This is a genomic window from Schaalia sp. JY-X159 (assembly GCF_014525425.1).
GTDB lineage: Bacteria > Actinomycetota > Actinomycetes > Actinomycetales > Actinomycetaceae > Scrofimicrobium.
The window spans coordinates 353,605-380,250 of the sequence record NZ_JACEXI010000002.1 but is presented as its reverse complement, the minus strand read 5'-3'; the positions used below and the strand labels follow the sequence as shown (position 1 = coordinate 380,250).

At 61.0% G+C, this 26,646-nt stretch carries 22 protein-coding genes; 13 read left to right on the top strand and 9 right to left on the bottom strand.

Going from position 1 to position 26,646, the window contains the following annotated elements:
* Positions 1-92: 92 nt before the first annotated feature.
* Positions 93-1,901 carry a hypothetical protein gene (locus IDL90_RS04675; RefSeq protein WP_187994532.1) on the bottom strand — a complete coding sequence of 603 codons (1,809 nt, stop codon included), beginning with the start codon at positions 1,899-1,901 and terminating at the stop codon, positions 93-95.
* A gap of 255 nt (positions 1,902-2,156) precedes the next feature.
* Here IDL90_RS04675 and IDL90_RS04670 point away from each other — a divergent pair, with 255 nt between their 5' ends.
* Entirely contained in the window at positions 2,157-3,422 is a 1,266-nt protein-coding gene (locus tag IDL90_RS04670) for an MFS transporter (protein ID WP_187994531.1), read from the top strand.
* Here IDL90_RS04670 and IDL90_RS04665 read toward each other — a convergent pair.
* Both IDL90_RS04665 and IDL90_RS04660 read right to left on the bottom strand, forming a co-directional pair.
* Positions 3,419-4,189, bottom strand: a complete 771-nt coding sequence (locus IDL90_RS04665; RefSeq protein ID WP_187994530.1) for a MerR family transcriptional regulator — start codon at positions 4,187-4,189, stop codon at positions 3,419-3,421. The genes IDL90_RS04670 and IDL90_RS04665 overlap by 4 nt on opposite strands.
* Positions 4,190-4,262: 73 nt before the next feature.
* Positions 4,263-4,691: a hypothetical protein gene (locus IDL90_RS04660; protein ID WP_187994529.1), complete on the bottom strand. Its 429-nt coding sequence runs from the start codon at positions 4,689-4,691 to the stop codon at positions 4,263-4,265.
* A 352-nt stretch (positions 4,692-5,043) separates the two neighbouring features.
* On the opposite strand from IDL90_RS04660, the gene IDL90_RS04655 reads away from it, so the two are divergent.
* From IDL90_RS04655 to IDL90_RS04635, 5 genes are all read left to right on the top strand, one after another.
* Positions 5,044-6,081, top strand: coding sequence for a metal ABC transporter substrate-binding protein (locus tag IDL90_RS04655; RefSeq protein WP_187994528.1), 1,038 nt, complete (start codon positions 5,044-5,046; stop codon positions 6,079-6,081).
* A gap of 61 nt (positions 6,082-6,142) precedes the next feature.
* The gene (locus tag IDL90_RS04650; RefSeq protein ID WP_187994527.1) at positions 6,143-6,937 is read left to right on the top strand and encodes a DUF1684 domain-containing protein; all 795 of its coding nucleotides are present in this window, start codon (positions 6,143-6,145) and stop codon (positions 6,935-6,937) included.
* Positions 6,934-7,425, top strand: coding sequence for a low molecular weight protein-tyrosine-phosphatase (locus tag IDL90_RS04645; RefSeq protein ID WP_262509029.1), 492 nt, complete (start codon positions 6,934-6,936; stop codon positions 7,423-7,425). Before IDL90_RS04650 ends, IDL90_RS04645 begins: the two co-directional genes overlap by 4 nt.
* The gene (locus IDL90_RS04640; protein ID WP_187994525.1) at positions 7,394-8,350 is read left to right on the top strand and encodes a hemagglutinin; all 957 of its coding nucleotides are present in this window, start codon (positions 7,394-7,396) and stop codon (positions 8,348-8,350) included. The genes IDL90_RS04645 and IDL90_RS04640 overlap by 32 nt, the downstream gene beginning before the upstream one ends.
* A 26-nt stretch (positions 8,351-8,376) precedes the next feature.
* Positions 8,377-9,732 carry an amidohydrolase family protein gene (locus IDL90_RS04635; RefSeq protein ID WP_187994524.1) on the top strand — a complete coding sequence of 452 codons (1,356 nt, stop codon included), beginning with the start codon at positions 8,377-8,379 and terminating at the stop codon, positions 9,730-9,732.
* Positions 9,733-10,289: 557 nt separating this feature from the next.
* Here the strand turns inward: IDL90_RS04635 and IDL90_RS04630 are convergent.
* From IDL90_RS04630 to IDL90_RS04605, 6 genes are all read right to left on the bottom strand, one after another.
* Positions 10,290-11,414, bottom strand: a complete 1,125-nt coding sequence (locus IDL90_RS04630) for an inositol-3-phosphate synthase (protein ID WP_187994523.1) — start codon at positions 11,412-11,414, stop codon at positions 10,290-10,292.
* A gap of 42 nt (positions 11,415-11,456) precedes the next feature.
* Entirely contained in the window at positions 11,457-12,044 is a 588-nt protein-coding gene (locus tag IDL90_RS04625) for a PadR family transcriptional regulator (RefSeq protein WP_187994522.1), read from the bottom strand.
* A gap of 162 nt (positions 12,045-12,206) precedes the next feature.
* The gene (locus tag IDL90_RS04620; protein WP_187994521.1) at positions 12,207-14,858 is read right to left on the bottom strand and encodes a phosphoenolpyruvate carboxylase; all 2,652 of its coding nucleotides are present in this window, start codon (positions 14,856-14,858) and stop codon (positions 12,207-12,209) included.
* A gap of 9 nt (positions 14,859-14,867) precedes the next feature.
* Positions 14,868-15,368 carry a SprT-like domain-containing protein gene (locus IDL90_RS04615; RefSeq protein ID WP_182141688.1) on the bottom strand — a complete coding sequence of 167 codons (501 nt, stop codon included), beginning with the start codon at positions 15,366-15,368 and terminating at the stop codon, positions 14,868-14,870.
* Between the two features lie 23 nt (positions 15,369-15,391).
* Positions 15,392-20,044: a DUF3418 domain-containing protein gene (locus tag IDL90_RS04610; RefSeq protein WP_187994520.1), complete on the bottom strand. Its 4,653-nt coding sequence runs from the start codon at positions 20,042-20,044 to the stop codon at positions 15,392-15,394.
* The gene (locus tag IDL90_RS04605; protein WP_187994519.1) at positions 20,002-20,781 is read right to left on the bottom strand and encodes an alpha/beta hydrolase; all 780 of its coding nucleotides are present in this window, start codon (positions 20,779-20,781) and stop codon (positions 20,002-20,004) included. Before IDL90_RS04605 ends, IDL90_RS04610 begins: the two co-directional genes overlap by 43 nt.
* 100 nt (positions 20,782-20,881) lie before the next feature.
* Here IDL90_RS04605 and IDL90_RS04600 point away from each other — a divergent pair, with 100 nt between their 5' ends.
* The 7 genes from IDL90_RS04600 to IDL90_RS04570 all read left to right on the top strand — a co-directional run bounded on the left by IDL90_RS04600 (position 20,882) and on the right by IDL90_RS04570 (position 26,199).
* Positions 20,882-21,313 carry a hypothetical protein gene (locus IDL90_RS04600; RefSeq protein ID WP_187994518.1) on the top strand — a complete coding sequence of 144 codons (432 nt, stop codon included), beginning with the start codon at positions 20,882-20,884 and terminating at the stop codon, positions 21,311-21,313.
* A gap of 52 nt (positions 21,314-21,365) precedes the next feature.
* Entirely contained in the window at positions 21,366-21,668 is a 303-nt protein-coding gene (locus tag IDL90_RS04595; RefSeq protein WP_187994517.1) for a YtxH domain-containing protein, read from the top strand.
* Positions 21,669-21,681: 13 nt separating this feature from the next.
* The gene (locus IDL90_RS04590; RefSeq protein WP_187994516.1) at positions 21,682-22,824 is read left to right on the top strand and encodes a VIT1/CCC1 family protein; all 1,143 of its coding nucleotides are present in this window, start codon (positions 21,682-21,684) and stop codon (positions 22,822-22,824) included.
* Positions 22,825-22,833: 9 nt separating this feature from the next.
* Positions 22,834-23,562 carry a trimeric intracellular cation channel family protein gene (locus IDL90_RS04585; RefSeq protein ID WP_187994515.1) on the top strand — a complete coding sequence of 243 codons (729 nt, stop codon included), beginning with the start codon at positions 22,834-22,836 and terminating at the stop codon, positions 23,560-23,562.
* A 172-nt stretch (positions 23,563-23,734) separates the two neighbouring features.
* On the top strand, positions 23,735-24,484 hold the full coding sequence (locus IDL90_RS04580; RefSeq protein WP_187994514.1) for an SOS response-associated peptidase: 750 nt from the start codon (positions 23,735-23,737) through the stop codon (positions 24,482-24,484).
* A 90-nt stretch (positions 24,485-24,574) separates the two neighbouring features.
* Positions 24,575-25,300 carry an HNH endonuclease family protein gene (locus tag IDL90_RS04575; RefSeq protein ID WP_316930282.1) on the top strand — a complete coding sequence of 242 codons (726 nt, stop codon included), beginning with the start codon at positions 24,575-24,577 and terminating at the stop codon, positions 25,298-25,300.
* A 68-nt stretch (positions 25,301-25,368) separates the two neighbouring features.
* The gene (locus IDL90_RS04570) at positions 25,369-26,199 is read left to right on the top strand and encodes a sulfite exporter TauE/SafE family protein (protein WP_262509028.1); all 831 of its coding nucleotides are present in this window, start codon (positions 25,369-25,371) and stop codon (positions 26,197-26,199) included.
* Positions 26,200-26,646: the final 447 nt, after the last annotated feature.

Sequence of the window (26,646 nt, the reverse complement as noted above, 5' to 3'; positions counted from 1 at the left end):
CGATTCCCTTAATGCACTGTGTGATGGTCGTAGTTTTCTTGCGTGTTCTTCGAATAGTGCTTCGCGTCGATGCGGTTGGAAAAGAAGCCGCGTTAGCCTTCCTCCGCGTCTGCGTCCTCGATCTGCAGCGGCGCGGGTCCCAAACCGTGTTTGGCAAGGTACTCAACGGCCTTCTCGACGGAGGCCAGCTTCTTCTTGGCATCCTTCACGACGGCCGCATTACGGTCTGAGAAGGTGGAGAGACGCTGGAGCGAACGGCGGATCTCACGCTCGGAGTCAACCAGGATCAGCCAGGTGTCGGGGTCCTGCTCCAACTTCTGTTTCTGCCGCAAAATGGCTGCGGTTAGCCTAGATACCAGCAGGGTCTCCACATCGTGAACGCTCGCTCTGGTGCTGGCCAGCGATGACGCGATTCCGCCGCTACTCACACCAACCAGGGCGCCGGCCGTCAGCAGGCCCCCAACCATTCCGCCTGGACCAAACGCTGCAAGGCCCGCGGTGATGGCTGCGGCTCCAGCAAGTCCGGCCGGAGCAGCTGCTATAGCCATGCCGCCAGTGGTCAGAATCGCCAGCACACCGACTCCAAGTGCGGCCCACTTGAACACGATGCGTGCACCGTCCTCCAACGCCTTCTCCGCTTCCAAGCGTGAGTCCACCAGGTCCAGACCAAGCTGTCGACCCAAACCCATCTCTATCGTCAACTCTTCGAAAGCGTCACGCTGAACGCTCTTCGGAACAGAGATCTGGAAGGGAGCAATAACATTCGCTAAAGCCACCGACACCAGCGGATTAGCGGCGTTCATCTTGGATAGATGCCGGATGTGGGGCGGGGAGCTTGCCCAGCCGTCCTCGTCCTTCGGGTGGTTCACCAGTTCGGTGATGGCGGACGTCTGGGGGCGACCTTCCAACCGTGCCTGCTCGGTTAGTTGCGCAATGACAGTCGTCTGCGTTTCGGCGAGCGCCGAGCGATAGCGAGTCTGCAACTTCGGGTCCAGGTTGGATGCAACCAAATGACCGTAGCGAAGCGCCAGCAACGTCAACGTTTCCACGTACGTCGGGGCGATCTCGAGATCGCGAGACGCGAGAACCAGATCCTTGGAAAGGGAGCCGAAGAGGGCGTGACCAATCGGTAGGGCGACCTCGTCAGTCTCTAGGAACCGCGGGAGGTAGTGGGGCAACTTCAAGGGGTCTGTGTTGACCCGCCGGTCGAGCATCCACGGGAAAAGGGAAGAGACGCCACGGAATGCCGACACGGGGTCCCGAGCATCCCAAATGTTCACCCACCACCGCAGGTTCGAGGGCGGAGCCTCGAGGTAGCGACGAAGGTTATCCACATCGAACTCGCCGTTAGCCAGAGGGCTGCCGATCGTGACCAGGCCCGTGACGGTAACTTCGGGGGGAAGCCGCCGCACCAGGTCAGCAGCAATAACGGAGCCCAGGCTGTGACCGACAAGCAGGATCTCACCCTGCTTGGGCATAGCCTTGAGGATCCTCTGCAGGACCCCCGCGCGGATCTTAGGTTCCTTAAGGTAGTTGCGGGCCTGGCTGAATATCGGAGCATACAGGGCGGCCTCAACAACCTGGTTGCCGCCTGGGACCCCCTGTCCAAGGTTGTTGCCTGCGTTCAGAATTCGCTCGAGGGCGGACGTCCTAGTCTCAACAGCCCAGCGGTGTTGGTCACCCTTGTCGCGGGGAAGATCGGGGATGGTCAGAGGGGGAACCGGCCCCTCGTCATCAGTGCCCTTGAGTGCGTGAGCGTAGATCGGGGCGATGACTTCGACCTGATCAAGAGTGGGGTAGCCGAGACGTGTCAGCGACTCGCTGAGTATCCGTTTCCAGTTGCCTTGCGGGTTCCCGTCCCCCACACCGTGAAGGAAAACTAACGTTGGGTGATCGGACATGGACTATCTTCGCCTCCCGTAGAAATACGCCGTTTCAAATCTACATTGGCTCGGTGCTGTCGTGGGAGAAATGCCTCGGAGCATCCTAGAAGTCGGGAACTGATGTTAGCCTTCCTTCCATGCATTTGTATTTCCTTTAACGGTGGCGTGGGCCCCATTGCTCGTTGAGTTACTCCGAGCGTGCGTGGGCCTGCCGTTTTGACTCTTTCGGGTCGCCATCGTTTTGCATGCCGTTTTTAGACGAGAGAAATACACATGACCAAGAAGAAACTCAACCTCGCACGTTCGCTCCAACCCCTGGCAACGCGCGACTATCGCCTGCTGTTCGCAGCAGTTGGTATCGAAGTATTCGGTACAGGGGTGTGGACGATCGTGATGGTGTTCCAAGTGCTCGCCCTCGATGACAGTCCGCTCGCGCTCTCAGCCGTTGCGACAGGCATGAGCCTGGGCCTGTTCGTATTCTCCATCTTTGGTGGAGTTGTCGCAGATCGCTATTCCAAACGGACGATTATCATCACCGTGCAGGGATGCACTGCTGCGGTAATGACCGTGATTGCAGTTCTCTCACTAACAGGGACGATCCAACTATGGCAGGTTGCTGTCGCCTCGTTTGCAATGGGTGCCGGGAGTGCGTTCTTCTTCCCGGCATACAGCGCCTACCTTCCACATATCCTCCCCGCCGAGCAGTTGCTGGCAGCAAATGGGTTGGAGGGCGCATTGCGTCCTTCACTCGGTCAGGGTCTGGGGCCCGCGGTTGGCGGCCTCGTCGTCGGAGCCTTCTTCCCGGGGGTCGGTGCGGTCATTGTGGCGGCCTCGTACACCATCACATTTGTGATCACATTGTTCCTTAGTCGCCTCCCTGAAATGAGCGTCCCGTCCGCTCCCGAGGGCGCAACCAGTGCGTGGGGTGACTTGCGCGAGGGCGTGAAGTACGTGTTGAACACCCGGTGGTTGTTGTGGACGCTGGTGTTTGGGGCCTCGCTGGCCCTCATCATCCAGGGACCAATCGAAGTTCTGCTACCGTTCCTGACACGCGAACGGTTTACGGATCCCGAGGCGACATTCGGGTTCCTGCTTGCCTCCTACGGCATAGGTGGGGCGATTGGTTCCCTGGTTGTTTCATCGCTTCGGCTGCCGCGCCGATACCTAACGTTCATGCTGGCCTGTTGGGGTGGGGGGACGCTGCCGCTGATTGCGATCGGCGTCGGTAACAGTTTCGTGGTGATGCTGGTGGCGCTTTTCGTTGTCGGAGCCACCACCGGTGCGGGCGTTGTCATTTGGGGAACGCTGCTGCAACGGCTGGTACCGATGGAAATGATTGGGAGGGTGGCAAGCCTGGACTTCTTTGTCTCCATCGCCTTCATGCCGGTGTCGATTGCGATTGCCGGTCCGCTGTCGTTGTTGATGCCGATACCGGTGATCTTCGTGATTGCGGGCGTGGTCCCGCCGCTGCTCGCGGTGATAGCGATTGCGGCGGGACGGATGCCGAAGACCGAGTTGGCGCGCCCCCTAGATGCCTAGAGGCCAGCCTCGACATAGATGCGTAGTGCGTTGCGGACGAACTCGGCACCTACGCTTCCGCCCTCGCTGGTTGCGTAGTTGGCGGCAAACCTGGGGTCGGCCACGTACATGTCGGCAAGGCCGAGGACGTAGGCGCCCAAGTCGCCACCGGGTGTTGAGGCCGGGGTGCCGGGCACGCTGCGCAACCAGTCGACATGGCGGGCGGCCAGGTCCTGGGCTTCCATGCTGGCCGGGTCAATGCCGCGTTCGGCGGCCTCGGACCAGTCCTTTGAGAGCTCGGTGACGCGACGCTGCCACGCGCCCCGTTCGCCCTCGTCCAACCCCCGCCACCAGCTGTCACTGTCCGCGTATGCGGATTTGCCCCAGCGTTCCTCAACTTCCTCGCGGTACTTCGTGTGATCAAAACCGTCAAACATTGTGTCGGCCATCAGAGTGCTCCTTGTTTGTAGTGCGTTGACTGTTGCTTCCACCGACGCGATTTGGCGGGCGATGCGGTCCTGTTCCTGGCGGAGCCAGCTCAGGTGAGCGGTCAGCGCTGTGGTTTCGCTGGTCTCTTGATCAAGGACGAGGGCGATCTGCGGCAACCCCAACCCCAACTCTCGCAACAGCAGAATGCGCTGCAGTCGGACCAGGCACGCGTCGTCGTAGTAGCGGTAGCCGTTGTGACCAACGCGTGAAGGCGCGAACAAGCCGATGTCATCGTAGTGGCGCAAGGTGCGACTGGTGGTGCCGGTAGCCTTTGCAACCTCTTGGATCGAGAGTTCCACTTCTTGCCCTTCGCGTCGATACGGCAACGATAGAAGTTGACGTTACGGCAAGGTCAAGCGCTGTGGAAGTGGGCTAGCTGGCAGCCACTGAGGAGCGGCGCACCTCATCTACAAGATTGTCGATTCTGAAGTTGGTGGCGTCGAGTCGCTCGCTGAGGGCTTCTGACCGGCGTGCCGCAGCGTTAGCCGCACCCGTGGTGTACTCACGGAGCTCGCGTATTTCTGCGGTGAGGCGGGTGTCCATGTTTTGCATGTCGGCGCGGATGTTGGTTTCCATGGCCTTCATGTCGGCGCGTATACCGGATTCCATGTTTTGCATGTCGGTGCGGATGGCTTGTATGTCTGTCCGGGTAGCGGTCTCCAGGGTTCTCAGGTCTTCCCGGACTGCTCGGATTTCTGTCCTTAAACCGCGAGCGGTTGCAGCGTTGACTCCCCAGATCGCGACAAAAAGCGCGAAGAGTGGGATCCACTCCAGAATCGTGTCGACGGGCACCGTTAGCATCCCTCCATTATTGACGGTTACAGGTCAGATGTCACTGGAGATAAGGCTGCCCGTTTGACCGGCGCTACGCCAGCGCGTCGAAGCCAATCCGTGGAAACACGCCGTCGAGATGATCTGTGGACATGAGAAGGGTCAATGGTGTTTTGCAGGGCAGACAACCTGCGATGGACCCTTGTCACGGGGATCCCTTCCCCGCAGATGGGGAGAATGTTGAGGCGCGGTTCGTGCCGGTGTCTGGGCTGCCATCCATGAGTCCCAGATTCCACAGGCTCCCTTTTTGATAATGATTATCATTAGCGGTAGTGTTCACTTCAGCCTATTCAGAGATTCGACCGATCCCGGAGGAACCATTGTGAGACGACTACTTGCGAGCGCTGCGTTGATCGCGGCATCGGCCCTAGCCCTGGCTGGATGCTCGGGTGGAGGCTCAGCGGGTGCAGATGACACCACTGACGCGTGCGGCGACGACTGTTCCGTTGTCAAGGGATCGGTGCAGAGCGGAGCATCCGCAATGCCGGTCGTGGCGGTCAGCAGCTACCCGCTAGCCTTCATCGCTGAAACCGTCGGCGGCGACAAGGTTGAAATCGTTGACCTGTCCAGCAGTGGCGGACACGCCCACGACATGGAACTCTCACCCGCGCAGGTCAACCAACTGTCCTCCGCATCCGTTGCACTCTACCTCTCCCAAGGCTTCCAACCGGCGGTTGAGACAGCGATCCAACGCACCGGGGTAACAAGCCTTGACGGCTTCTCTGCCATTCCCGAGGGCGACATCATCAGCGGCGACCCACACGTCTGGCTCGACCCGCTAGCAGTAGCCGAGATTGGTGATGAACTAGCCGCAACGCTTGCGGACCTCGACCCGGCGAATGCCGAATACTTCGAAGCCAACGCCAGTGATCTGGACGCAACGATGAGCGAGATCGATGGGGAATACTCCACCGCCCTCGCGGCTTGCGGGGGGCAAACCCTGCTCACCACCCACGAGGCCTTCGGGTATTTGGCCAAGCGCTACGACCTCGAACAAGTTGGCATCCTTGGCGTCGATCCCGATGCGGAACCGTCGCCCGCCCGGCTGGTGGAGATTTCCAAACTGATCGAGGACCGTGGCGTGACAGCCCTGTTTGTGGAGCCAGCGGGTGCGGCGCACGACCACGACCACGAGGCCGAAGGCGAAGATCACGATCATGAGAACGAGGCCGATCACGACCACGATCACGAGTCCGACGCCACCACGGCACCCGGCTCCGACAAGTTGGCATCCGCCCTCGGCATCCCCCAGGAAACACTAGACACCTTGGAAACCCAGGTGGACCCAACGAAGGATTTGGTCGATGTCTTCCGCTCCAACCTGGTGTCACTGCAACACGGATTAAGCTGCGCGGTGTAGTAGGATCATCTGCCCAGTCGACCCGGTAAAGTGGGGGAGGTCGACAACTTGAGGAGCGAAGATGGCATCGTTTGGAACTGAAGAAAGCTGGAGCGAATGGCGCGATGAGCGCGACGAGTCCTTCAAGGATCCCTACGGCTGGTTCTCACTTGTCGAACTGACTTGGCTGGGTACAACGCCCCAGGAGTTAGAGAACTTCCCGGGTCTGTGGAGCGCCAGCGAGGATGGGCAAACGTTCACCGTCGAAGTGCCCGACGACCAGCCCATCTACCGCGATGGTGAAGAGGTGCACGGCACCGTCACCATCGATGTTGCACCCGGGGTGACGGACCGCTCCCTCAAGGATTCCCGCGGCCGCGAAGTTGAAGCCATGTACCGCTTCGGCAAACCGGGGGTGAGGATCCGCGACCCGCACGCCCCCGCCCTCGCCAGTGACTACCGCGTCGCACGCTACAAGTTCAACCCCAAGTGGGTTGTCCGAGGGCGGATGCTGCGCTACCCCGAAATCAAAGACCTCACGGTCGATGCAGCGGTACCCGGGGGCAGCCACACCCTGCATGCCTGGGGGGATGCCGAGGTCGCGCTGCCCAAGGACCGCACCGCGACGCTTATCGTGACGGGGGAGGGGCCGGATTACTCCTCGGTGATCTTCTACGACGAAACCAATGGTGACACGACTGCCGGATGGCGTCGCGCACCACTGGTCGTGGATGGTGAAACCGTGGTCATCGACTTCAACAGGGCAACGATCTTCCCAGCACACATGAGTCCCTACGGGACCTGCCCGAAACCCCCGGCCGACAACCGCATCAAAGCCAGGGTGAAGGCAGGCGAGAAGATGGTCGTTCGACCTTGACCTACCGGATCCTCACCGTCTGCACCGGCAACATTTGCCGGTCACCGATGGCGGAAGTTGTGCTTCAAGCTGCGGCTCGGAATGCGGGTATGGATGTCGAGGTCGAATCGGCTGCCGTCACCGCATATGAGGTCGGCAACCCCATCGACTACCGCGCGCAAAAGATTCTCCGCGAGGCAGGATATGAGGTGCCAAGGCGCGGTGCCTACCAGATCACGCGGACGGACCTTGCGGCTTACGACCTCGTCCTCCCCATGACGCGGGAGCACCTGCGTTCCCTGCAGCGGTTGGCGCAGGCCGTCCCCGAGGGCAAGCGGGCCGAAATCCGCCTGTGGAGCGACTTCGCCAGCGACGCGGCGCCGCTAGCCGACGTTGACGTGCCCGACCCGTGGTACGGCGGCATCGATGACTTTGTGGAGACGCTGGAAATCCTCGAGGACGCCACCGACAACATTCTTGACCACGCGCGTCTGGGCCTTGGCGCGTAAGACAGCCCGACGACGGAACCCCGTGGGGCGCCTACTGGGGACCATGGGGATCCTGGTGGTTCTGGCCCTGCTCACCGCAGGGCTGTTCAACATCTTCACGGCGTGGTCCGGTAGCGGCGATCCGGGTGAAGGCGATGAGGGAGCAGGCCCCGGGATGCTTGAAGTTCTGCCCCCTGAGCCTGTGACACCACCACTTTCCTTTGAAGGTTTCAACCCCGCCAACATCATTTCTGACGAGCAGTTCTTCAATGTTGCCGCCTACGACCTCGCCCAAATTGAAGGGTTCCTGCAAAGGTGGAATGAGGGGTGCCGGACAGGCCGTGACGGAACGGCTTGTATTACGGAGTACCGGACTGACTCGCCCTCGTTCGAAGCCGACCAGTTCTGTTCCGGCGGGTTCGAGGGCGCCACGGGGGACAGTGTCGCGGCAATAATCTGGAAGGCGGCCAACGCCTGCGGGATCAACCCGCAGGTCCTGCTCACCACGCTGCAGAAGGAACAGGGGCTCATCACGGCCTCTGGAGCTCGTCTCAACGAAACCCGCTACACAATCGCGATGGGTTACGCGTGCCCGGACTCCGCGAACTGCGACCCCACATACTTCGGGTTCGCAACCCAGGTCTACTATGCAGCGCGGCAGTTCCGGGTCTACGAGGCGCAGCCCGAAAGGTTCATGACCGCGCCGCAACGTGAGGACTTTGTCCCCTACGCCCCCGGGGAAGCCTGCGGCGGAACGCCGGTGTTTGTGGAGAACCTGGCGACCTCGAACCTCTACAACTACACGCCATACCAGCCGAATGAGAGCGTCTTCAACGGGAGCTACGACGCGTGCGCATCGGTTGGAAACGTCAACTTCTACGCCTACTTCAACGCTTGGTTTGGGACGCCGGAACTTGCGGCAGCATCGGCAGCGCCAGCCGCGTAGATTGGAACCAGGGAGGTGGCGTAGTAATGGCTGTGAAAAGTGCGAGCAACGACTACAACCTGGATAGGCCCAAGGCGCCCCAAGTAAGCCGGGTGCTAACGGCGAGCAAGGTGTTCACGGGTCGGCGGGGCGGCATTGTGGATGACGGCGCCGTGGTTATTGTCGACGGCAAGGTTGCCTGGGCAGGCCCTAGAGGGCAGGTGCCCGACGAGTATGCGGCGCTGCCTGTTGAACATCATCCGGGTGCGACCATCATGCCGGGCATGGTGGAAACCCACGCTCACCTGGGAGGATTTGCGTACAACGCCGAACCTGGGGTGCCGGATCCGGAAGTGCATGACAGTGCATGGCATGCCCTCAGTGCGATCAAGGTTGCTCGCCAGTTGGCGTCTATGGGGGTGACGACCGTTCAGTCCCTTGGGGCGCGCAACTTCACGGATGTGGCGGCGCGTGAGGCCATCTTCCAAGGCCTTGCGGAAGGGCCGCGGATTGTTGCTTCTGGACCGCAAATCACCGCCACGGGGGGACACTCTTGGCCGACCGGTGGGGAAGTTGATTCGATAACCCAGATCCGGCATATGGTGCGCTCGCACCACAAGGCGGGTGTTGACGTCATCAAGGTGATGGCTACGGGCGGGTTTGGGACCTCTGGTTCTGCGCCGTGGAATGCACAGTTCACAACGGAGGAGCTGGAGGTGATTGTGGAGGAGGCACACCGCCTCGGCAAACACGCGGCAGCTCACGCTCACGGCACGCAGGGGATTCGCAGGGCAGTTGACGCCGGGTTTGACTACATCGCGCACGCTTCCTTCGTCGGGGAAAACGGGGTGACAGCCTTCGACGCGGATGTTGCAGACCAGATGGCACGGCAGGGGACGTATGTGGACTTGTGTAGTCCGCCCTCATACCCGGCGGTTGAAGGTGAAACTTTCACGCCGCACGCCAAAGCACTCTATGACCACGGGGTGAAGGTAGTGGTGGGACACGATATTGGAGCGGTGTACCCACCGAGTGCGTACCGGTTCGGGCTCATGCAGATGGTGGCTTCGGGGCTGCCCGTCGAAGAAGTGCTGTTGGCGGCAACATCGCGCGGCGCTGCCGCCGTTGGGTTGGCGGGTGTGACGGGGATCTTGGAGCCTGATTACGCTGCAGACATCCTGGTTGTGCGCGGCGACCCGACGCAGTGGATTGAGGATCTGGCCAACCTGGAAGAGATCATTATTGGCGGACGCACCTTCAACCCGGACTTCATGCCCGAGTTTGATATCGCCCAGTTCGGGTCGGGGGATTCGGGGTATCCGCTGGTTCAGCCCGGGGGCTTGAACGCCCGGGTCCGGTGGATCCAGCGGCGTCAGCGGGCGGAGCTCCACCCGGCTGACTAGGTGGAGGGGAGGGGTCCCAGCCCCTCCGGCGCTCGGTCTGCTTCACGGAGCCTGTTACGCCTTACGGAGCCTGTTACGCCTTACGGGGCGAGGTTAGCCTCTTTTACCCTTGAATCACATCGTTATGCAAGCCGAACGGGCCCCGTAAGGCTCAAGTAGCTCCCTTACGACACGGGGCGGTGCCGGTACCGACCTCAACAACAAGCAAACAACAGCCCACCGCCCCCAAACAGTCGGGCAGCCCGGGGCTTTCGTGAAATGTATATGTGGGGGCGAAATATGCGTCTGGGGTACCTACCCGACGCGATCATTTCGCCCCCACATATACATTTCAGAAACGGGATGGTCGAGCATGCAGAAAAGCTACTCGTCGAGCCTCTGAGCGGCTGATTTCGTGCCAATTGAGGCTTCAGAAGTAGCAATTCTGCAGGGTAGGCGCGTAGGGACCCCGGAAATGGGCGCGACACAAGAATGGCCAGCGGCCACCCGTGTGGGCGCCGCTGGCCAGGTGACCGAGGGTGGCGTTGGGCGCCCGCAGCGGCCTTTGAGTTGGCTGCCTAGTCCTCGATGTCAGCTGTCTTTGCAGGTCCACCGGTCTTCGGCTTGACGTTGTCGGCGCCGTTGATGAAGGCATCAACCTTCTCGCGCGCTACCTTGTCAACCATCTGCACCGGAGGCGACTTCATGAAGTACGCGGCCGGAGCCCACAGCGGGCCACTGATCCCGCGGTCCAGGGCGATCTTCGCCGCGCGGATCGCGTCAATGACGATGCCGGCTGAGTTGGGGGAATCCCAAACCTCAAGCTTGTACTCCATCTGGATCGGAACATCACCGAAAGTGGTGCCCTCTATACGAACGAAGGCGAACTTGCGGTCATCCAGCCACGGCACGTAATCCGAGGGGCCGACGTGAACGTCGCGCTCCGACACCTTCGACTTCATGTTTGAGGTGACGGCCTGGGTCTTGGAGATCTTCTTCGACTCAAGGCGTGAACGCTGCAGCATGTTCTTGAAGTCCATGTTGCCGCCAACGTTGAGCTGGTAGGTGCGGTCGATCTTTACGCCGCGCTCTTCCATGAGGCGCACGATGTCGCGGTGAGAGATGGTGGCGCCAAACTGGCTCTTGATGTCGTCGCCAACGATGGGCAAGCCCGCGTCCTCGAACTTCTTGGCCCACTCCGGGTCGGAAGCAATGAAGACCGGCAGGCAGTTCACGAAGCCACAACCGGCATCAATCGCGCACTGCGCGTAGAAACGATCAGCCTCTTCCGAACCAACGGGAAGGTAGGAAACCAGTACGTCAGCCTTGGCAGCCTTGAGCGCTGCAACAACGTCGACGGGGTCTGCGGAAGACTCAACAATTGTGTCCTCGTAGTATTCGCCAATGCCGTCCAGTGTCGGGGCGCGCTGCACGGTGACATCCAGGAAGGGGACTTCCGAGAACTCAACCGTGCAGTTCTGACCGGAGAAAATTGCCTCTGACAGGTCGGTGCCAACCTTGGTTTCATCAACATCGAACGCTGCAACGAACTCGACATCATCGATGTCGTAGTCGCCGAACTGGACGTGCATGATGCCGGGAATGGTGTCCTCAGGCTTTGCGTCTTTGTAGTACGTAACGCCCTGGACTAGTGATGACGCGCAGTTCCCTACGCCCACAATCGCGACGCGAATCTTACTCATTCGAGTTCCTTCACTTGATGGCTTTTACACCGTTTACTTTGCTTACTTACTTGGTTCCACTGCTGGCCCACCCTGAACTGCGGGTCCGCCGTCAGATTGGATTAGCTGATCTAACCAGTCGAGCTCACTTTGAGCTTGCTGGCTATCTAGTTCCGCTTTTGAACGGATCCAGAAGTCTTTTGACTGCTTGGCTTCCCGGCCTGCTTCCTGCCGCGCGAGGACTTGCTCGCGGCGCTCCTTCAGAAGCTTGAGCCGAGTTGCCGGTGTTGCCTTTGACATGAGCCCGATGGTGAGAGGCAACGCCTCATCATCCACATCCGCACCCGCCAACGATGCCGTCAGGTACTCCGTTCCTACCGGAGTGACCTGGTACAACACCAGTTTTCGAGTTGAACTTGTTGACTCCGTTGGAGTTTTCGCGGGCATGCGCGGACCCGGTGATGTTGGGGATGTGACGCGGATCAGACCGCGTTCCTCCAAACGATGCAGAGCCGGGTAGAGGGAGCCGAACGAAAGGCGCCGCAGCGGACCGATTGCGCGGGAGAGACGTTTGCGCAGCTCATAGCCATGGAGGGGGTACTGGAGTTCGCCAAGAATAGCCAACTCAAGCATGCTCCCGCGAACGCCCACAAACCCTCAGTTCTCTGCCTCTGTATGTCGCCACGATGTATCGCGGTGCTATGTCGTGTCAACAGTACCAGAATGTATCGAACCGATAGGTCGTCTCGATATATAACTCGTCACAGTGGGGCGAGGGTGGGATGCATGCTGCATTTCACGGCCCGCCGCAGATCAGCCCGTATTTTGCAGTCCTGCCGAAACCCCGGAGACGGACAGCAGCAACAGGTGCTCCCAATCCGAAGTGTCGACCGTGGGCGTTTCCTGGGTTCGCAGAACCCGTAGCGCCCGCAACTGCAGCAAAGAGAGCGCATCCACATAGGGGCTGCGCAGCTCAACCGCGGTTTGCAGGGCTGGACGGTTCGACAGCAGCACCTCTCCGCCAACAATCCGCGCCAGCCAAGAGCGGGTTAGTTCCATTTCCTCCAGGATCATCGCGGTGAAGTCATCCCGATCCCCAAGCCGCAGGTATTCTGCCGCGATGCGCGCATCAGCTTTCGCCAGGCTCATCGCCACGTTGTCGACAACTGTGCGCAGCAGCGGCCACTCTTCGTAGGCGCGCTGCAGCACTTCCACGTCACCGACTGCTTCGAGGGCGCTCCCCAACCCAAACCATCCAGCCAGGTTGATGCGGGCCTGCGACCATGCGAACACCCAGGGGATGGCCCGCAGGTCCTCTAGCGACTCCACGGACAGCCCACGCCGCGCGGGGCGCGATCCCAACTGCAGGCGCCCAATCTCCTCCATCGGCGTGACAGTTGCGAACCACGGCGCAAAACCCGGGGCTTGCACCAGGGAATCGAAGCGGTCCCGCGAGGTCACGCTGAGTAGCTCCGCCATCTGCGCATACTTCTGCGCAGCCTCAACATTGCGGGCCTCGATCGAGGGCGCAGCAGCCGCCAGGGTCGCCGCTGCAACCTGGTCGATGTGGCGCATCGCAATTGTCGGATCTCCGTAGCGCGCAAACACCACCTCGCCCTGCTCTGTCAACTTGAAACGTCCGTCGACAGAGTGTGGCGGCTGGGCAAGGATCGCGGTGTTGGTGGGCCCGCCGCCACGCCCAAGCGCCCCACCCCTGCCGTGAAAGAGCGTTAGTTCGAGGTCGTGGCCCTGCGCCCACTGCGCAATTGCCTGCTGCGCCTCGTAAAGCGCAAGGTTCGCTGCCAGGGGCCCGACGTCCTTGGACGAATCGGAGTACCCCAGCATCACTTCGATCTTCCCGCCGGTCTGTTCCAGGCGCGCTGCAAACCGGGGGTCCGCCAGGGCGTCCTCAAGAATCTGTGGCGCATTGTTCAGGTCATTGAAGGTCTCGAAAAGCGGGATGACATCAAGGACCGGGTTGGCCCCGGAATATTCGGCGAGGGCGTACACGGCCGCCAGATCATCCGCCGACTGCGTGAACGAAACGATGTAGCGCCCAGCGCTGCGCAGCCCATAGCGGCGCTGCAACTGTGCGACAGCGCGGAAAACCTCAAGAACCTCTTCGGTTTCGGCGCTGAGGTCTTCGCCTGCTTCAAGTGCCGCCAGAGTGCGGGCATGGACCGCAGAGTGCTGGCGCACCTCAAGCTCCGCCAAATGGAAACCAAAGGTTTCAATCTGCCAGATCAACCCCTGCAAGCTGCCGTAAGCCTGCCGGTTCGCACCCGCCAGCAGCAACGAATCTTGAACCACTGCCAGCTCACCCAGCAACTCCTCCGGGTCCGCATATCCCAGGTCAGCGTGGCGCGCACGTGTCGCAGAAAGCCGCCGGGCTACCAGCGTCAACACCTGCTTGTGCGGCTCACCAGGGGCGCGAACAGAGGCGTCGGCCGCTCCGTCCTCGTCCGCTGCCGCCATCTGTTGCCAAAGGTGAACGAGGGCGTCCGACGCAGGAGTTTCCTCAGAATCCAGAGTGATGGTGCGTGCGATGCGCTCGGCCGAAGCCTCAAGGCCGCGCAGGACGTGGTCCGATGCGATGGCCATCGCCTTCTTGGTTACCGAGGCCGTCACGAAGGGATTGCCGTCGCGATCACCCCCAACCCAGGTTCCCAAACGCATGAAGGGCGGCACGACCGGCTGCTTCCACCCCGCGGCCTCACCCTGCAGGGCGTCATCAACATAGCGGTAGATGCGGGGAATGGTGGTGTAAAGGGTTTCGTCAAAGATCGACATGATCGAGCGAACCTCATCTACGGGTCCCGGCTTAGTGGTGCGGACGGGGGAGGTGCGCCACAGGGTGTCAATCTCTTCCATGAGGCGGCGGGTAATGCGCCGCTGGGCGGCCACATCGGCCTCAACTACCGTGCGTTCAGCCAGCAGTTCAGAGAGGCGGCGAATACTCGAAGAGACCGCGCGACGCCGTGCCTCTGTTGGGTGGGCTGTGAAAACAGGGTGGAAACGCAGGTTCTGGAAGCGGGCATGGGCCTCATCCTCACCGATCTCTTCAGACAGTTTAGCGAAAGCCTTAGGGAGGGTGTCCGTATCGCCCTCAATCTCCGGGCGCCCCTCTTGAACCAGGCGCACGCGCTGTAGCTCTTCCGCAAGGTTGACCAGGTGGAAGTAGACAGTGAAGGCCCGGGCGACCTCGTCCGCTCGCTGCACCGTGAAGGACTCGGCTATGCGCGCGGCGTCCTCGAACGACTCACGCGTCGGGTCCCTGTAAGCGCGGATGGTGGCGTGACGCAGGGCCTCAACGTCCTCGAACAACCGAGGTGAGCCGCTTTCCCGCAGGACTTTGCCAAGGAGGGTGCTGAGCAGGCGGACATCTGCGCGCAGTTGTCCAGACAGCTCATGTTCGACGTCGGCGGTGGATTCCGTGGGCATCGGTGTGGTTGCGATATCCGGCATGCCGCAACCCTAGCTGAACCGCCGTTGACGTCGAATCTGTGTCAGTTCTTTGGCATACCGACCCGGGGGAATCTCCGGGTGACCATGGTGGTACCAGGCAAAAATCAAGTCCAAGTCGAACTCTTTACAACACCTGGCGCATGAGGTGACCCGGCGCGGGGCGGAATGCAGTCTGCGTTCTGCACCGCACCGCTGGCAGCGCCCCACCCAGGAACACTGGGGCTCCGGAAGCGAGGAGGGCAGCAGTGCGCGCGGCTGTGCTCCAAGCATGATTGCGGCTTGCTTCCAGCGTCTATCGTGCTTGTGCTGTGGGCCGACGAGGGCGTGCGCGACCTCATGCAGGATGACGTTGCGTTGGGCGTCCTCGGGAAACACGTCAAAAAGTGGCTTGGAGAGTCTGATTTGATTGCGCGCATGGTCGCAGGCCCCGGCGCGGCGCTTGGCGCGGTCCCAGCGCAGGGTCCATGTGGTCAGACCCCAGACATCCAGTGTTTCCTGGGCAAATGTCATGGGGTCAAAGTGTTCCGCGGGTGTCACTGTTGTTCCAGAGTCTCCAGTCGGCGAAGTAGGCGTTGGGAAGAAACCCTAGCCGAAGTGCCCAGGTTTTGAGCGAACAGAGAGACACGAAGTTCCTCGGCGAGCAGCCCAATTTCAGCCAGTTCGCGATCGTGCTTCAGCGAGTAGGGGCGGGCTTCCATGCGCTGCTGGGCGGCGGCGATAGCCGCTTCAACTCCGGCAAGTTCGGCGGCATTCGTCCTGTCGCGTTGCAGTTCGCCAGGGCCGCGGGAAGCGCGATTGACACGTTCCGCATCGGCCAGTAAGTACCGGGCCACGTGCGGTGCAACGGCAAGGTCCTGGTTCCCTAAGTACCCGGCGTTGAAGAGGGACTTGGCGTGGCGCGTCGCCTCGCGGCGGACGTACTTGTACGTGTCTTGGCTGTGGTTTTGGCAGGCTTCCTGGAAGGTAGCGTAGGCTTCAACCTCTTTTGTCACGCGCAGAAGGATGGCGTGAACCTCATCTTCAAACCGGTCCCGCATCCACGCCTGCAGCGCCTCTTGGGCCGCTTCGTCCCGCACGTCCTCGGGACGTGTTGGGGCGCGGCTGAGCAGTGAACGAACCGCCGCCCTTTGCGCGTCCTCTACCAACGAGGGCGTATCCGGGTAGGGCGATCCGGCTAGCAACAGCGCCTGCCTGCCAGTCCACCGACTAGTGATGCGCCCGGTATCGAGGCGCAGTTTCGCCAGCATCAGGGCGGTCAGGCCCGCATTGTGTTCATGAATGGCCTCATCCTTGGTGGGAAGAATCCGAATGGCCAGTGGAGTCGCAGTGGTGCCGGTTCCGGGGGCGCGGCCGGACGGCACGACCGGAGCCGACTTCACGACCAGGGCAGGGTAGCCGCGTACCAGTAGTCCGTCAGCATCTTCGGCCTCAAGGACTCGGGGGAGGGCGTCGGTTGGAAGACCGGCGACGTCCTCGGATGTGAGCTCACTCCCGAGTTGCAGTCCCCTTGCGCCGAGTCCAGCTTGCGTGATCGCCCGCGTCGTTTGGGTGGGCTGGGATCGCTTTTGTGCTCGTTGCTTGGACGAGGTCCTCTCACGAGCGGTCTGCAGCGCCTCTTGCACGGCTGTCGCAAGGGCGGCCCCCGCTTTCTTAGAGAAGCGCTGCTGCAGGGAGGGCAGCGAATCGGACGCGCCAATCACCGCTCCACGATCGTCGAGGACGTTGAAGCCAATCCGCAGGTGAGCGGGCAGTTTGTCGGCGGCCTCTTTGACGTCGTCACGGCTCAGGTCGATGCCGCTGCGATCCCGCACGGCGCGGATGAAAGAGGCCTGGAAGTCGGGCACGGTACGCACCCGGCGCGGCGTGGGTTCAGCGGATGGGGCCGACTCGCGTGATGCGGACTTAGCGGGCTGGTCCGCCCGCCGCTGGGCAGGCGCCGCTCCCTGCGAGACGTTCCCACTCCTTGCCCCCCAAGACCGCAGGCGGTCCAGGGACGCCTCCAAAGAGTACGGGTTGGCCTCTTCGGGTAGGTCAGCGGCCTCGGAGGTATCGCTCGCGGGGGCCGCATCGGTCGCGCCGCTCAGCGAAGTGTCCTGCCCATCCCGCATCTTCTGCAGGGCAGTAGCAATCTCTTTCCCGGTCTGTGTTGCCGGCGCCAGAAAGCGCCGCTTCTGCTTGGGGAGCCCGCGAATCATCGCCACACAGAGGTCCTCAAGGAGGCCGGGAACCAGCCAGTCAAACCCCTCATCCTTGACGCGCGGAAGCACGGAGAGGGGAATGACAATGGTTACTCCGTCCTCGTTCGAACCCGGGGTGAAGGCATAGCGAATATCCAACTCCAGGTCGCCAGAGCGCCACACGGTCGGGAACGCGTTCGGGTCTAGGAGCGCGCCGGAGGGTAGCAGGTCTTCAAGACGGTAGTTGAGAAGGGTTGGCTCCTCGGTGCGGCGGTTCTTCCACCACTTTGAAAAGCCCGCTGCCGACGTGATTGTCTGTGGGATCCGTGCGGCAAAAAACTTGTAACGCACCGATTCATCCGGCACCAGCGAGGGGTCACGCATGCGCTGTGCCAGGCGCTCGGCCTCTTCCATGACCCCCTGGTTATGTTTCACAAACGCCAGGTGCTGCTCACGCCAATCCCCATCCACCAGGGCATTGGCGATGAACATTTCGCGGGCAAGATCGTGGGCAGTCAGGGACGAGGACGCCTCGGTGAGCCGCTCTAGGGATTCCGCGGCAGTTCCACCCCGTTCGCGGCCGAGGACGGTGTTGCCAAGCCGAGTCAGTGGGACCATGCGTCCGGCCACCAGCGTCAGACCGTAGAGGGTGACTTTTTCGGAAATCTGCGCACTGCCGCGCGCCCTCGACCACACCGGCTCTGAGTAGATGTGTTTGGCGAGGTCGCCCGCGTACTTCTCAATCCACTCCGGCTTCACGCCGGCGACGGTGCGGGCAAACAGGCGTGACGTTTCCACCAGTTCGGCGGCCATAATCCACTCTGGACGGCGCTTTTTCAGGGCAGATCCCGGCCAAATGGTGAAGCGCGAACCGCGTGTCCCCGCGTATTCCCGTTTCGGTTCGTCCCACATGCCAATGTTGGAAAGCAGTCCGGAGAGGATTGAGCGGTGAATCTCATCCGCATCAGCGGTCTTACTGCCGCGCCCGAACTCAAGGACGGCGCTGACAACGGGGTTCGCCTCGTCGCGCAGTGAGTTGATGAAGGTCGTTGACGGCAAGCCCAGAGGTTCAACGTGAATCCCCACCTGGCGGCACATTTGCCGCAGTTGTTGGGCGATGTCGCGCCATTCGCGGTAACGCAGGTAGTGGAAGAACTCCCGTTTGCACATTCTGCGGAAGGCGCTACCCGACAAGTCACGTGACTGAACGCCCAGGTAACGCCACATGTTGAGGTATGTGATGAAGTCTGAGGTGGGGTCGACGTAGCGGCGGTGTGACTGGTCGGCGGCCTCCTGAAATTCGGGTGGCCGTTCCCGGGGGTCCTGAATCGACAGCGCAGCAACAATGACGAGGACGTCTGACGCACAGCCATTCCTGTCGGCCTCGACCAACATGCGGCCCAGGCGTGGATCGATGGGAAGCGTGGCCAGGCGACGGCCCATCGCGGTGATTTTGCCGTCGTTGTCGAGGGCGCCAATCTCGGTGAGGAGCTGGATTCCATCGCGAACGGCCCGCGGATTAGGTGCGTCGAGGAACGGGAAGTCTTTGACCTCACCAAGGCCCAGGGCACTCATCTGCAAGATGACTGAAGCCAGGGAAGTACGCAGGATCTCCGGCTCCGTGTAGTGGGGGCGGGATGCGAAGTCACGTTCGGAATAGAGGCGAATCGCAATGCCATCACTGGTGCGGCCGGCACGTCCCGCCCGTTGGGCCGCGGAGGCCTGCGAGACAGGTTCAATGGGAAGGCGCTGCACCTTCGTCTTGTTTGAGAAGCGACTAATGCGGGCAAGGCCCGCGTCAATGACGTAACGGATCCCCGGGACCGTCAGTGACGTTTCCGCAATGTTGGTTGCAAGGATGACCCGCTGCAGAGAATGAGGGGCGTAGATGCGGTGCTGGTCAGCAGTGCTGAGGCGCGCAAACAGCGGGAGGACTTCGACGCCGTCGGGACGGTGCGGGTCGCGCTCGTTGGCGACAAAGCGGTTGCCCAAGTGTTCCTTGAGGGCCGAGGTGGCTTCAATGATGTCGCGCTCGCCGGGAAGGAACACCAGGATGTCGCCGCGGCTCTCCCCAAGCAGTTCGTCAACGGCGTGGGTGAGGGCGGTTTCTATGTCAATGTCGTCGCCGAGGCCGTAGCCGTAGGTAGCGAACTCCCCGGGGTCTGGTTCGGGATGCAGGGCGGTGCCCAAGGTAAGGGTGGACTCATCTGGTGCCTGGGCGTCCTCGTCCCCTGGCGCGGCAGTGTCGGGCGCGGCAAGGTCAGCGGACAGTGGACGGTAGCGGACCTCGACGGGGTAAGCACGACCGGAAACCTCAATAACAGGGACAGGCTTCCCACTCTGCTTCTCAAAGTGGTCGGCAAAGCGCTGGGAATCAATGGTGGCCGAAGTGATGATGACCTTGAGGTCGCGGCGCTGGGGGAGCAGTCGGCCCAGGTAGCCCAGGATGAAGTCAATGTTGAGGCTTCTCTCGTGAGCCTCATCCACAATGATCGTGTCATAGCGGCGAAGAAGGGGATCGGCGGCCATTTCAGCCAGCAGGATGCCGTCGGTCATTAGTTTTATCAGGGTGGTTGGTCCGACCTCGTCGGTGAACCGCACCTGGTAGCCAACTACATCGCCAACCTCTTTGCTGACCTTCTGGCCCAACTCATCGGCGATGCGTTCCGCCACCGCGCGGGCAGCGAGGCGACGCGGTTGGGTGTGACCAATCATGGCGGCGATGCCGCGGCCCAACTCCAAGCAGATCTTGGGAATCTGGGTGGTCTTACCCGACCCGGTTTCACCGGCAACAATAACAACCTGGTTGTCACGAATCGCGTCTGCAATGTCTTTGCGGCGCGCGCTGACCGGCAGGTCAGGATAGGTGACAACCGGCAGGGCAGCGGCGCGTGCTGCTAACTGGGCCGGACCAAACGTGTAGTCGCGAGGCTTCTTCGGGCGGCCTCGTCTGTTCCTTGGCCCACTCACCGCCTGGGCCTGACGATGGGCACCTGCGCCTTCACCCATTTTTTGGCTAGGTCCCACATGACGAGCAAGTCGTCCTCGTCACTGAAGTCCCTGTCCGACCCGATCTCCAGTCGTGACCCGTCAGGAAGGAAACGGAAGAAATCCGCGACCTCTGAATCGAAGCCACGTTCAATATCGACGCGGTCAAAAACGATTAGGGCGGGCTGCTCCAGGTTCTCCAGGAGCGCTTCGGGAGTATTGAGCGACAGGTCGATCAGGGTCTTCTGCGTGACATGGAAGTGGGTGCGACTTCCCGCCGTGTCCTCAAAAATGAAGGTCTCATGTTTCTTCTCAAGTTCCTCAAGCTGGCTGGGAGAGAAGATCTTTTCCCAATCAAAATCCAGCGGACCCAGGACGGGGCTGGACAGGAACAGTGCCTTGACAGCCTTCGGTCGGGCGCGCAGAGCAGAGATGGAGCCCGAGGAGTGTGCGTGAAGAAGCTGCCTTGTGAAACCCTGGTCAGCAAGCCATCCGGAAGCGGCCCGCAGGTCCTCAATACGGCGGTCAGAGGTGATCGCATCGTCATCAGATTCGCCATGACCTGAGTAGTCAAAGATCAGCGTCGCATAGCCGAGGGAGCGGTACTTTGCGGCCAACGTTGGGAAGTGGGGGCTGGAGGCACGGTCACAAAGGAAGGAATGAGAGAAGATGACAGCCGCATCGGTGGAATCAACAGGGTTCACGAAAGTACCCCGTAGGGTAATACCTCGGGGCGTTACGATTTCGACCTCACTCACCCTTCCAAACTAGCCGGATTTGGGAATAATGGCATCCTCTCGCGAGGTGAGTCATAGACATTCACTCGTCAGCGAAACAACAATCGCCTAGTCTGGTCGGATGGAGAACGATACCAACGCCGCTGCATCGAGCGTGCCAGTGCCACCCTCGGACGAGGTCGTCGCGGACTTCTGGGCCTTTGCTCGGGACCACGTCGGCTGGGCAACCCTTGAGGGGATCTTTGGCCAACAGCAGGCATCAACATTGATTCCCCCGTGGATGCACCTCAGCGGTGACGCTACGGAGGCAACCGCGTTGGTGAAGCAACTGGTTGCCGATGCAACACTGGTGGTGACTGAACCTCTCTCTTCCTACCCCGAGGACGGGGACCTCCCCAAACGTGGGGACCTAGCAATCATTGCGGACGGCGATGGTCGGCCGATCGCCCTCGCCGCAACACTCGATGTCACAGTTCAGCCCGTCGACGACACTGAGGGTACCGGTAGGATTGTCGCGGAAACACTGCGGTGCCTTTACCCGGGCGGGCAGTGATGAAATGTGCCGACTGGGTTGGCGCCACGACTAATCAAGGATGGGTTGCGTAATGGGCACGAAGTTCACGCTTGCGGCGGGACTGACAGTGGGAGTTCTACTCGGTTCCAGACTGGGCCCGAAACCGTATGAGACATTTGCTTCGGGGATACGCTGGCTGCGCAACACGCGGGTGGTGTCCCGTCCCATTGAGGCGGCTGCGGATCATGCGTCCGGACTTGTGCGCTCCAAGGGTGAAGAACTTACGGACCGCGCGGCCTCATCCGTGTACCGCACCATTGTGGGGGCGGGGCAGGAACCGCTCATAGTCGAAGCGCGTGTCACCACCGCTGAGATTCCGTCGACAACCGACTAGCAGGGCAACAGTCATGGCTGATGTTGTGGATGCCATAACCACACCGCTGGAGCCACGCCCTCGGCCAACACGCCAACAGATAAAGAGGTGGCGGCGTCACCTGGCTGAAGAGCGCATTGAAGCGCAAACCTACCGCAACTTGGCGGCCCGTGAAGAGGGCGAAATTCGTGAGTTCATGCTGGAGCTGGCGGACGCGGAGAAGCGTCACGAGAAGCACTGGTTGACGCTCCTCGGTGAGCACGCAGAGCCGGCGCCTCGACCGCGACTGTACTCGCGGATGCTCGCAAGGTTGGCGGGCCGGTTTGGGTCGGTCTTCACCCTCGCCCTCGTCCAAAGGTCGGAACAGAGGTCGGACTATGAGACGGATGCGGATGCGACCGAGCAGATGGTTGCTGATGAACGCATCCACGGGGAAGTCGTTCGCACAATCGCCACCGCGTCCCGCAACAAGATTGCGGGCAACTTCAGGGCTGCGATATTTGGGGCAAACGACGGGTTGGTTTCCAACCTGGCGCTGATCCTTGGCGTTGCCGGTGCGGGTATGGGCAACGGTTGGGTGCTCACCACGGGTATTGCGGGTCTCTTGGCCGGGTCTTTGTCGATGGCGGCTGGGGAGTGGATCAGTGTTTCCAGTGCGCGGGAACTTATTCAGGCCTCAACGCCCGAACCGCTCAACCCGCGGTCGGTAAAGCAGTTGGACGTGCAAGAAAATGAGCTGGTGCTACTGTTCCGGGCCCGAGGGGAAACCTCCGAAGAGGCACACGCACATGCGCGAGCGATCTTCGAGTCCGTGGGACCTCCCGGGGAGGACACGGGGACGGTCGCCCTCGAACTAATTGCGCCGCAGGGCGGGATGGTCAAAGACGATTCTGCTGAGAACCTGGGCCGTCCATTCCAAGTGGCTTTGGCGTCATTCTTCTTCTTTGCGATCGGTGCGGTGATCCCTTTGGTGCCGTATGTCTTTGGAATGTCGGGGTATGCGGCGATTCTTGTTTCTCTGGCGATTGTGGGAGTTGCGCTACTCATGACAGGTGGCCTGGTGGGAATCATGTCCGGACGGGCGCCGTGGCTTGGTGCACTGCGGCAGTTGGCAATCGGGTTGACCGCTGCGGGTATCACGTTCGCGCTGGGTAACCTGTTCGGAACGGTTGCGTAGGGCGCGGCTATGGACCTGGCTGAAATCTACGGCATTGAGGTCAATGACATCTTCCGTGTCATCGACCTAACCGGTGTGCTGCTGAACGGGATCCTCGGCGGGAAACTAGCGCGAACCAAGCACTTTGATGCGGTTGGGTTCGTTATCTTGGCCAGCATGTCCGCTATGGGAGGCGGCATTGTGCGGGACGTGATGCTGCAGCACGGGCCACCCGTGGCTCTGACAGACCCGCTGTATATTTCCACGGCACTGGTGGGTGCGGGGATCGCCTTCTTCTGGAAGTTGAGTTCCAGGTTCTGGAGGATCGCACTCATCATCGCGGACGGCACCGTCCTCGGATGCTGGGCGGCGACGGGTGCGATGAAGACGCTTGCGCTTGGGTTTGGGATCATGCCAGCGTTGCTCCTTGGGATCACGACCGCTGTCGGCGGGGGAATGATTCGTGACGTGACAGCGGGGAACGTGCCCATGGTTTTCGGGGGGAACAACCTCTACGCGACCCCGGCGCTGGTGTCAGCGGCAATCATGGTGCTGCTGTACAGCCTGGGGAGCCCCACTTGGGGGATGATTCTGGCGACCGTTGTCGGGTCGTCGTTCACGGTTGTGGCGCACTGGCGCAAGTGGCAGTTGCCGGTGCATTCTGATTGGTCGCTTGCTGAGACCCCCGCGCAGCTCAAAGCGCGTTTGGCGCTGCGGGCTCGGGAGAACCCGCAGTCGGGGACGCCCAGGGAGGACTAGGCCTGCCCACCGGCCCAGTCGCTACGCCCTCCTCCCACCACCGCCCTCGCCCTACGCGGCCCGCCCTCCCAAATGTATATGCGGGGGCGAAATGTGCCTCTGGGGTATGTACCCCACGGTCGCTCTTGTTCCCCACGTATACATTTCGCGGGCTGGCGGGAGACAATGGGGTATGTGCGGAAGATTCACGATGTACGCCGACGACGCGGAACTGACAACCCTGTTTGATATCGATTTGGTTGAGGGGGAGCACGCGCCCTCGTACAACCAGGCACCATCCGAGCTGATTCGCGCGGTGCGTTCGGACGCGGAAGCGGAACGTCTCCTCACCAACCAGAAGTGGGGATTCGTGCCCTTCTGGGCGAAGGAAGGGTTCAAGCCGCTGATAAATGCTCGGGCGGAGACGGTGACTGAGAAGCCAGTCTTCTCAGCAGCCGCGAAGAAGCGGCGCTGCCTGGTGCCATCCAATGGCTACTTTGAGTGGCAGAAGAAGCGTGATGGGAAGAAGCAACCGTACTTCCTCAGTCTCGCGGATTCTGATGGAAACCCGGCTCCACCTGGCAGTGAGCCGGTGATGGCGATGGCCGGCATTTACGAGTGGCCTGGTGCTAGTGACCAAGGTGGAGAGAACGGGAAACTGGAACTTCCCGCACCGGCGACAGTCGCACTCTTAACACGGTCTTCTAGCGACACGCTCGGTCACATCCACGACCGGATGCCTGTATTTGTGCCACGTTCGCTGTGGGGGATGTGGCTGGATCAGGAGCTGACCGATAAGGACAAGGTTGCGGAGCTGATCGCTGCCATTCCACCGGCCCCCCTCGCACCTCGGATGGTGGCGCCCGCGGTGGGAAACGTGCGCAACAACTTCCCCGGACTAATCGACCCATATGACCCGGACGGTGGAAAACTCTTCAGTTGATCGTGTTGGATGTCCTGTGGATAGTGAAGTTATCCCCATGTTGAGGTCCGAAGTTACCTCAGGCCTCGCGAACTTCTGCACAATGGGGTGGTGAGAAAAAGCAAGCAGGATTCGCGTCGTCCATCCGCCATGAGGGTTTTTGTGGCGGTGGCCGTCCTCGCGCTCGCAGCCTGGATGCTCCTTCCGCAGATCCTCAATGGGTTCACTTCTGATCGTCCGATAGAAATTGATGCATCGGCCTCGGAACCTCTTCGTCAGTTGGCTTCCCTTGAGGTGGCAGAGGGTGGGGACTTAGGCGATGCACCACCATACTCCCGAGCGCAGTTTGGGGACGGTTGGGCAGATCTGGATGCTGATGGTTGCAACACGCGCAATGAGATTCTGGCAAGGGACCTAACCGACCTCGACTTCGGATCTGATGCGCGCGCCTGTGTTGTGCAGGGTGGGATTCTTGAAGATCCTTACACGGACACAACCATCGTTTTTCAACGGGGTGAGCAGACAAGCGCTGCCGTTCAAATTGACCATGTGGTTGCTTTGGCGAACGGCTGGCAGTCCGGAGCATGGCAGTGGAATGCTGAGGATCGTCTTAGGTTCGCCAACGACCCACTGAACCTTCTTGCGGTCGAGGGCGCGGCGAACCAAATCAAAGGTGCATCCACTGCAGACCAGTGGTTGCCAGACAACAAGGGGTACCGGTGTGATTACGCTGCCCGTCAGGTGGCAGTGAAATACAAGTGGAATCTCACGGTGACGCGGGATGAGCAGCAGGCGTTGAATCGTGTGCTCAAGGACTGCCCCAGCATTACTTTCTGAAGACGGGCCCTCCAGCGTGAAGTTGGGGCAGTGGCGGCCGCGGCTAGAGTGGTGTCGAAAGGCCGGTGATGACAGGTATGAGCGAAGTGGGAACCGACGCGCGTAAGTCAGCGCAGTGGGTGGAGCTGGTGGCGTTGGGCTTAGCGGCCGGGTTCCTGTCGGGAATGTTTGGTGTTGGTGGGGGGATCCTGATTGTTCCTGGCCTGCTGCTGATCTTGAAGTTCAACCAGAAGCTGGCTGCGGGTACTTCGTTGGCTGCAATCCTTCCCCTGGCTTTGGTCGGGGTTGTTTCGTACGCACTCAACGGGAACGTGTCGTTGACCGCTGCGATTCTGGTGGCGGTTGGCTCTGTCTTTGGGGCCAGGATCGGGACGCGGCTACTACGCAAGCTTCCCGCGAAGCCACTTCAGATTGGGTTTGCTGTCTTCATCGTCGTGGTGATCGTCAGCTTGTTCTTGGTGATACCGGATCGGGATGCTGCCCTGGACATCACTTGGCTGACGGCGACAGCGATGATCCTGCTTGGGATCGTGACGGGTATCTTGGCGGGCCTGTTGGGAGTTGGGGGCGGAGTGATTATTGTTCCCGCATTGATGCTCTTATTCGGGGCCAGCGATCTGGTTGCAAAGGGAACCTCGCTGTTAGTGATGATCCCGACGTCCCTGACGGGGACTTTGTCGAACTATCGGGCGAAGAATGTGGATCTTTCTGCTGCTCTTGCGGTTGGTTTACCGGCCTGCGTGACAACATTCGTGGGCTCAATGGTTGCGACGGCAGTGTCTCCAATGGCTGCGAACATTGCTTTTGCTGTGTTCTTGACGTTTGTGGCGGTGCAGATGTTTTGGAAGGCACTCCGGCGCGGGGGTGCGGGCGCGAGTGGGGGTGCGGGCCGCGGCTGACGCCGCTGACGCCGCTGACGCGGCTCAACGTAACGGTGCGAGTTTTATGCCACCCAGCCAAGGCTGACCGTAACGGTGCGAGTTTGGCTGGAATAACGTTGTTATATGAGAGTAAACCGGGCCGAGCGCGCACCGTTTGACCGAGCGCGCACCGTTTGACCGAACGCGCACCGTATGGCGGCCCTTCATGGAAGGGGCTGTAGGTGGAGTTGGAATCCTCCGGTGTCGAGGAGGCTGTGGTGGACGTAGTCTTGGAGGTTTCGAGATCCTAGGGCGATGCGGCGGAGATGGTTGAGGAGCCGGTTGGGCTTAGCGAGCCAGTTAGGGCATGCCGAGCCGGTTACGCCATAGGGAGCCGGGTAGGCTTGCATAACGGTGTGATATGAGGGTGGGCTGGCCAGACTGGCTCGCTAAGCCTAACCGGCGCTTGACACTCCGCAATGCTGG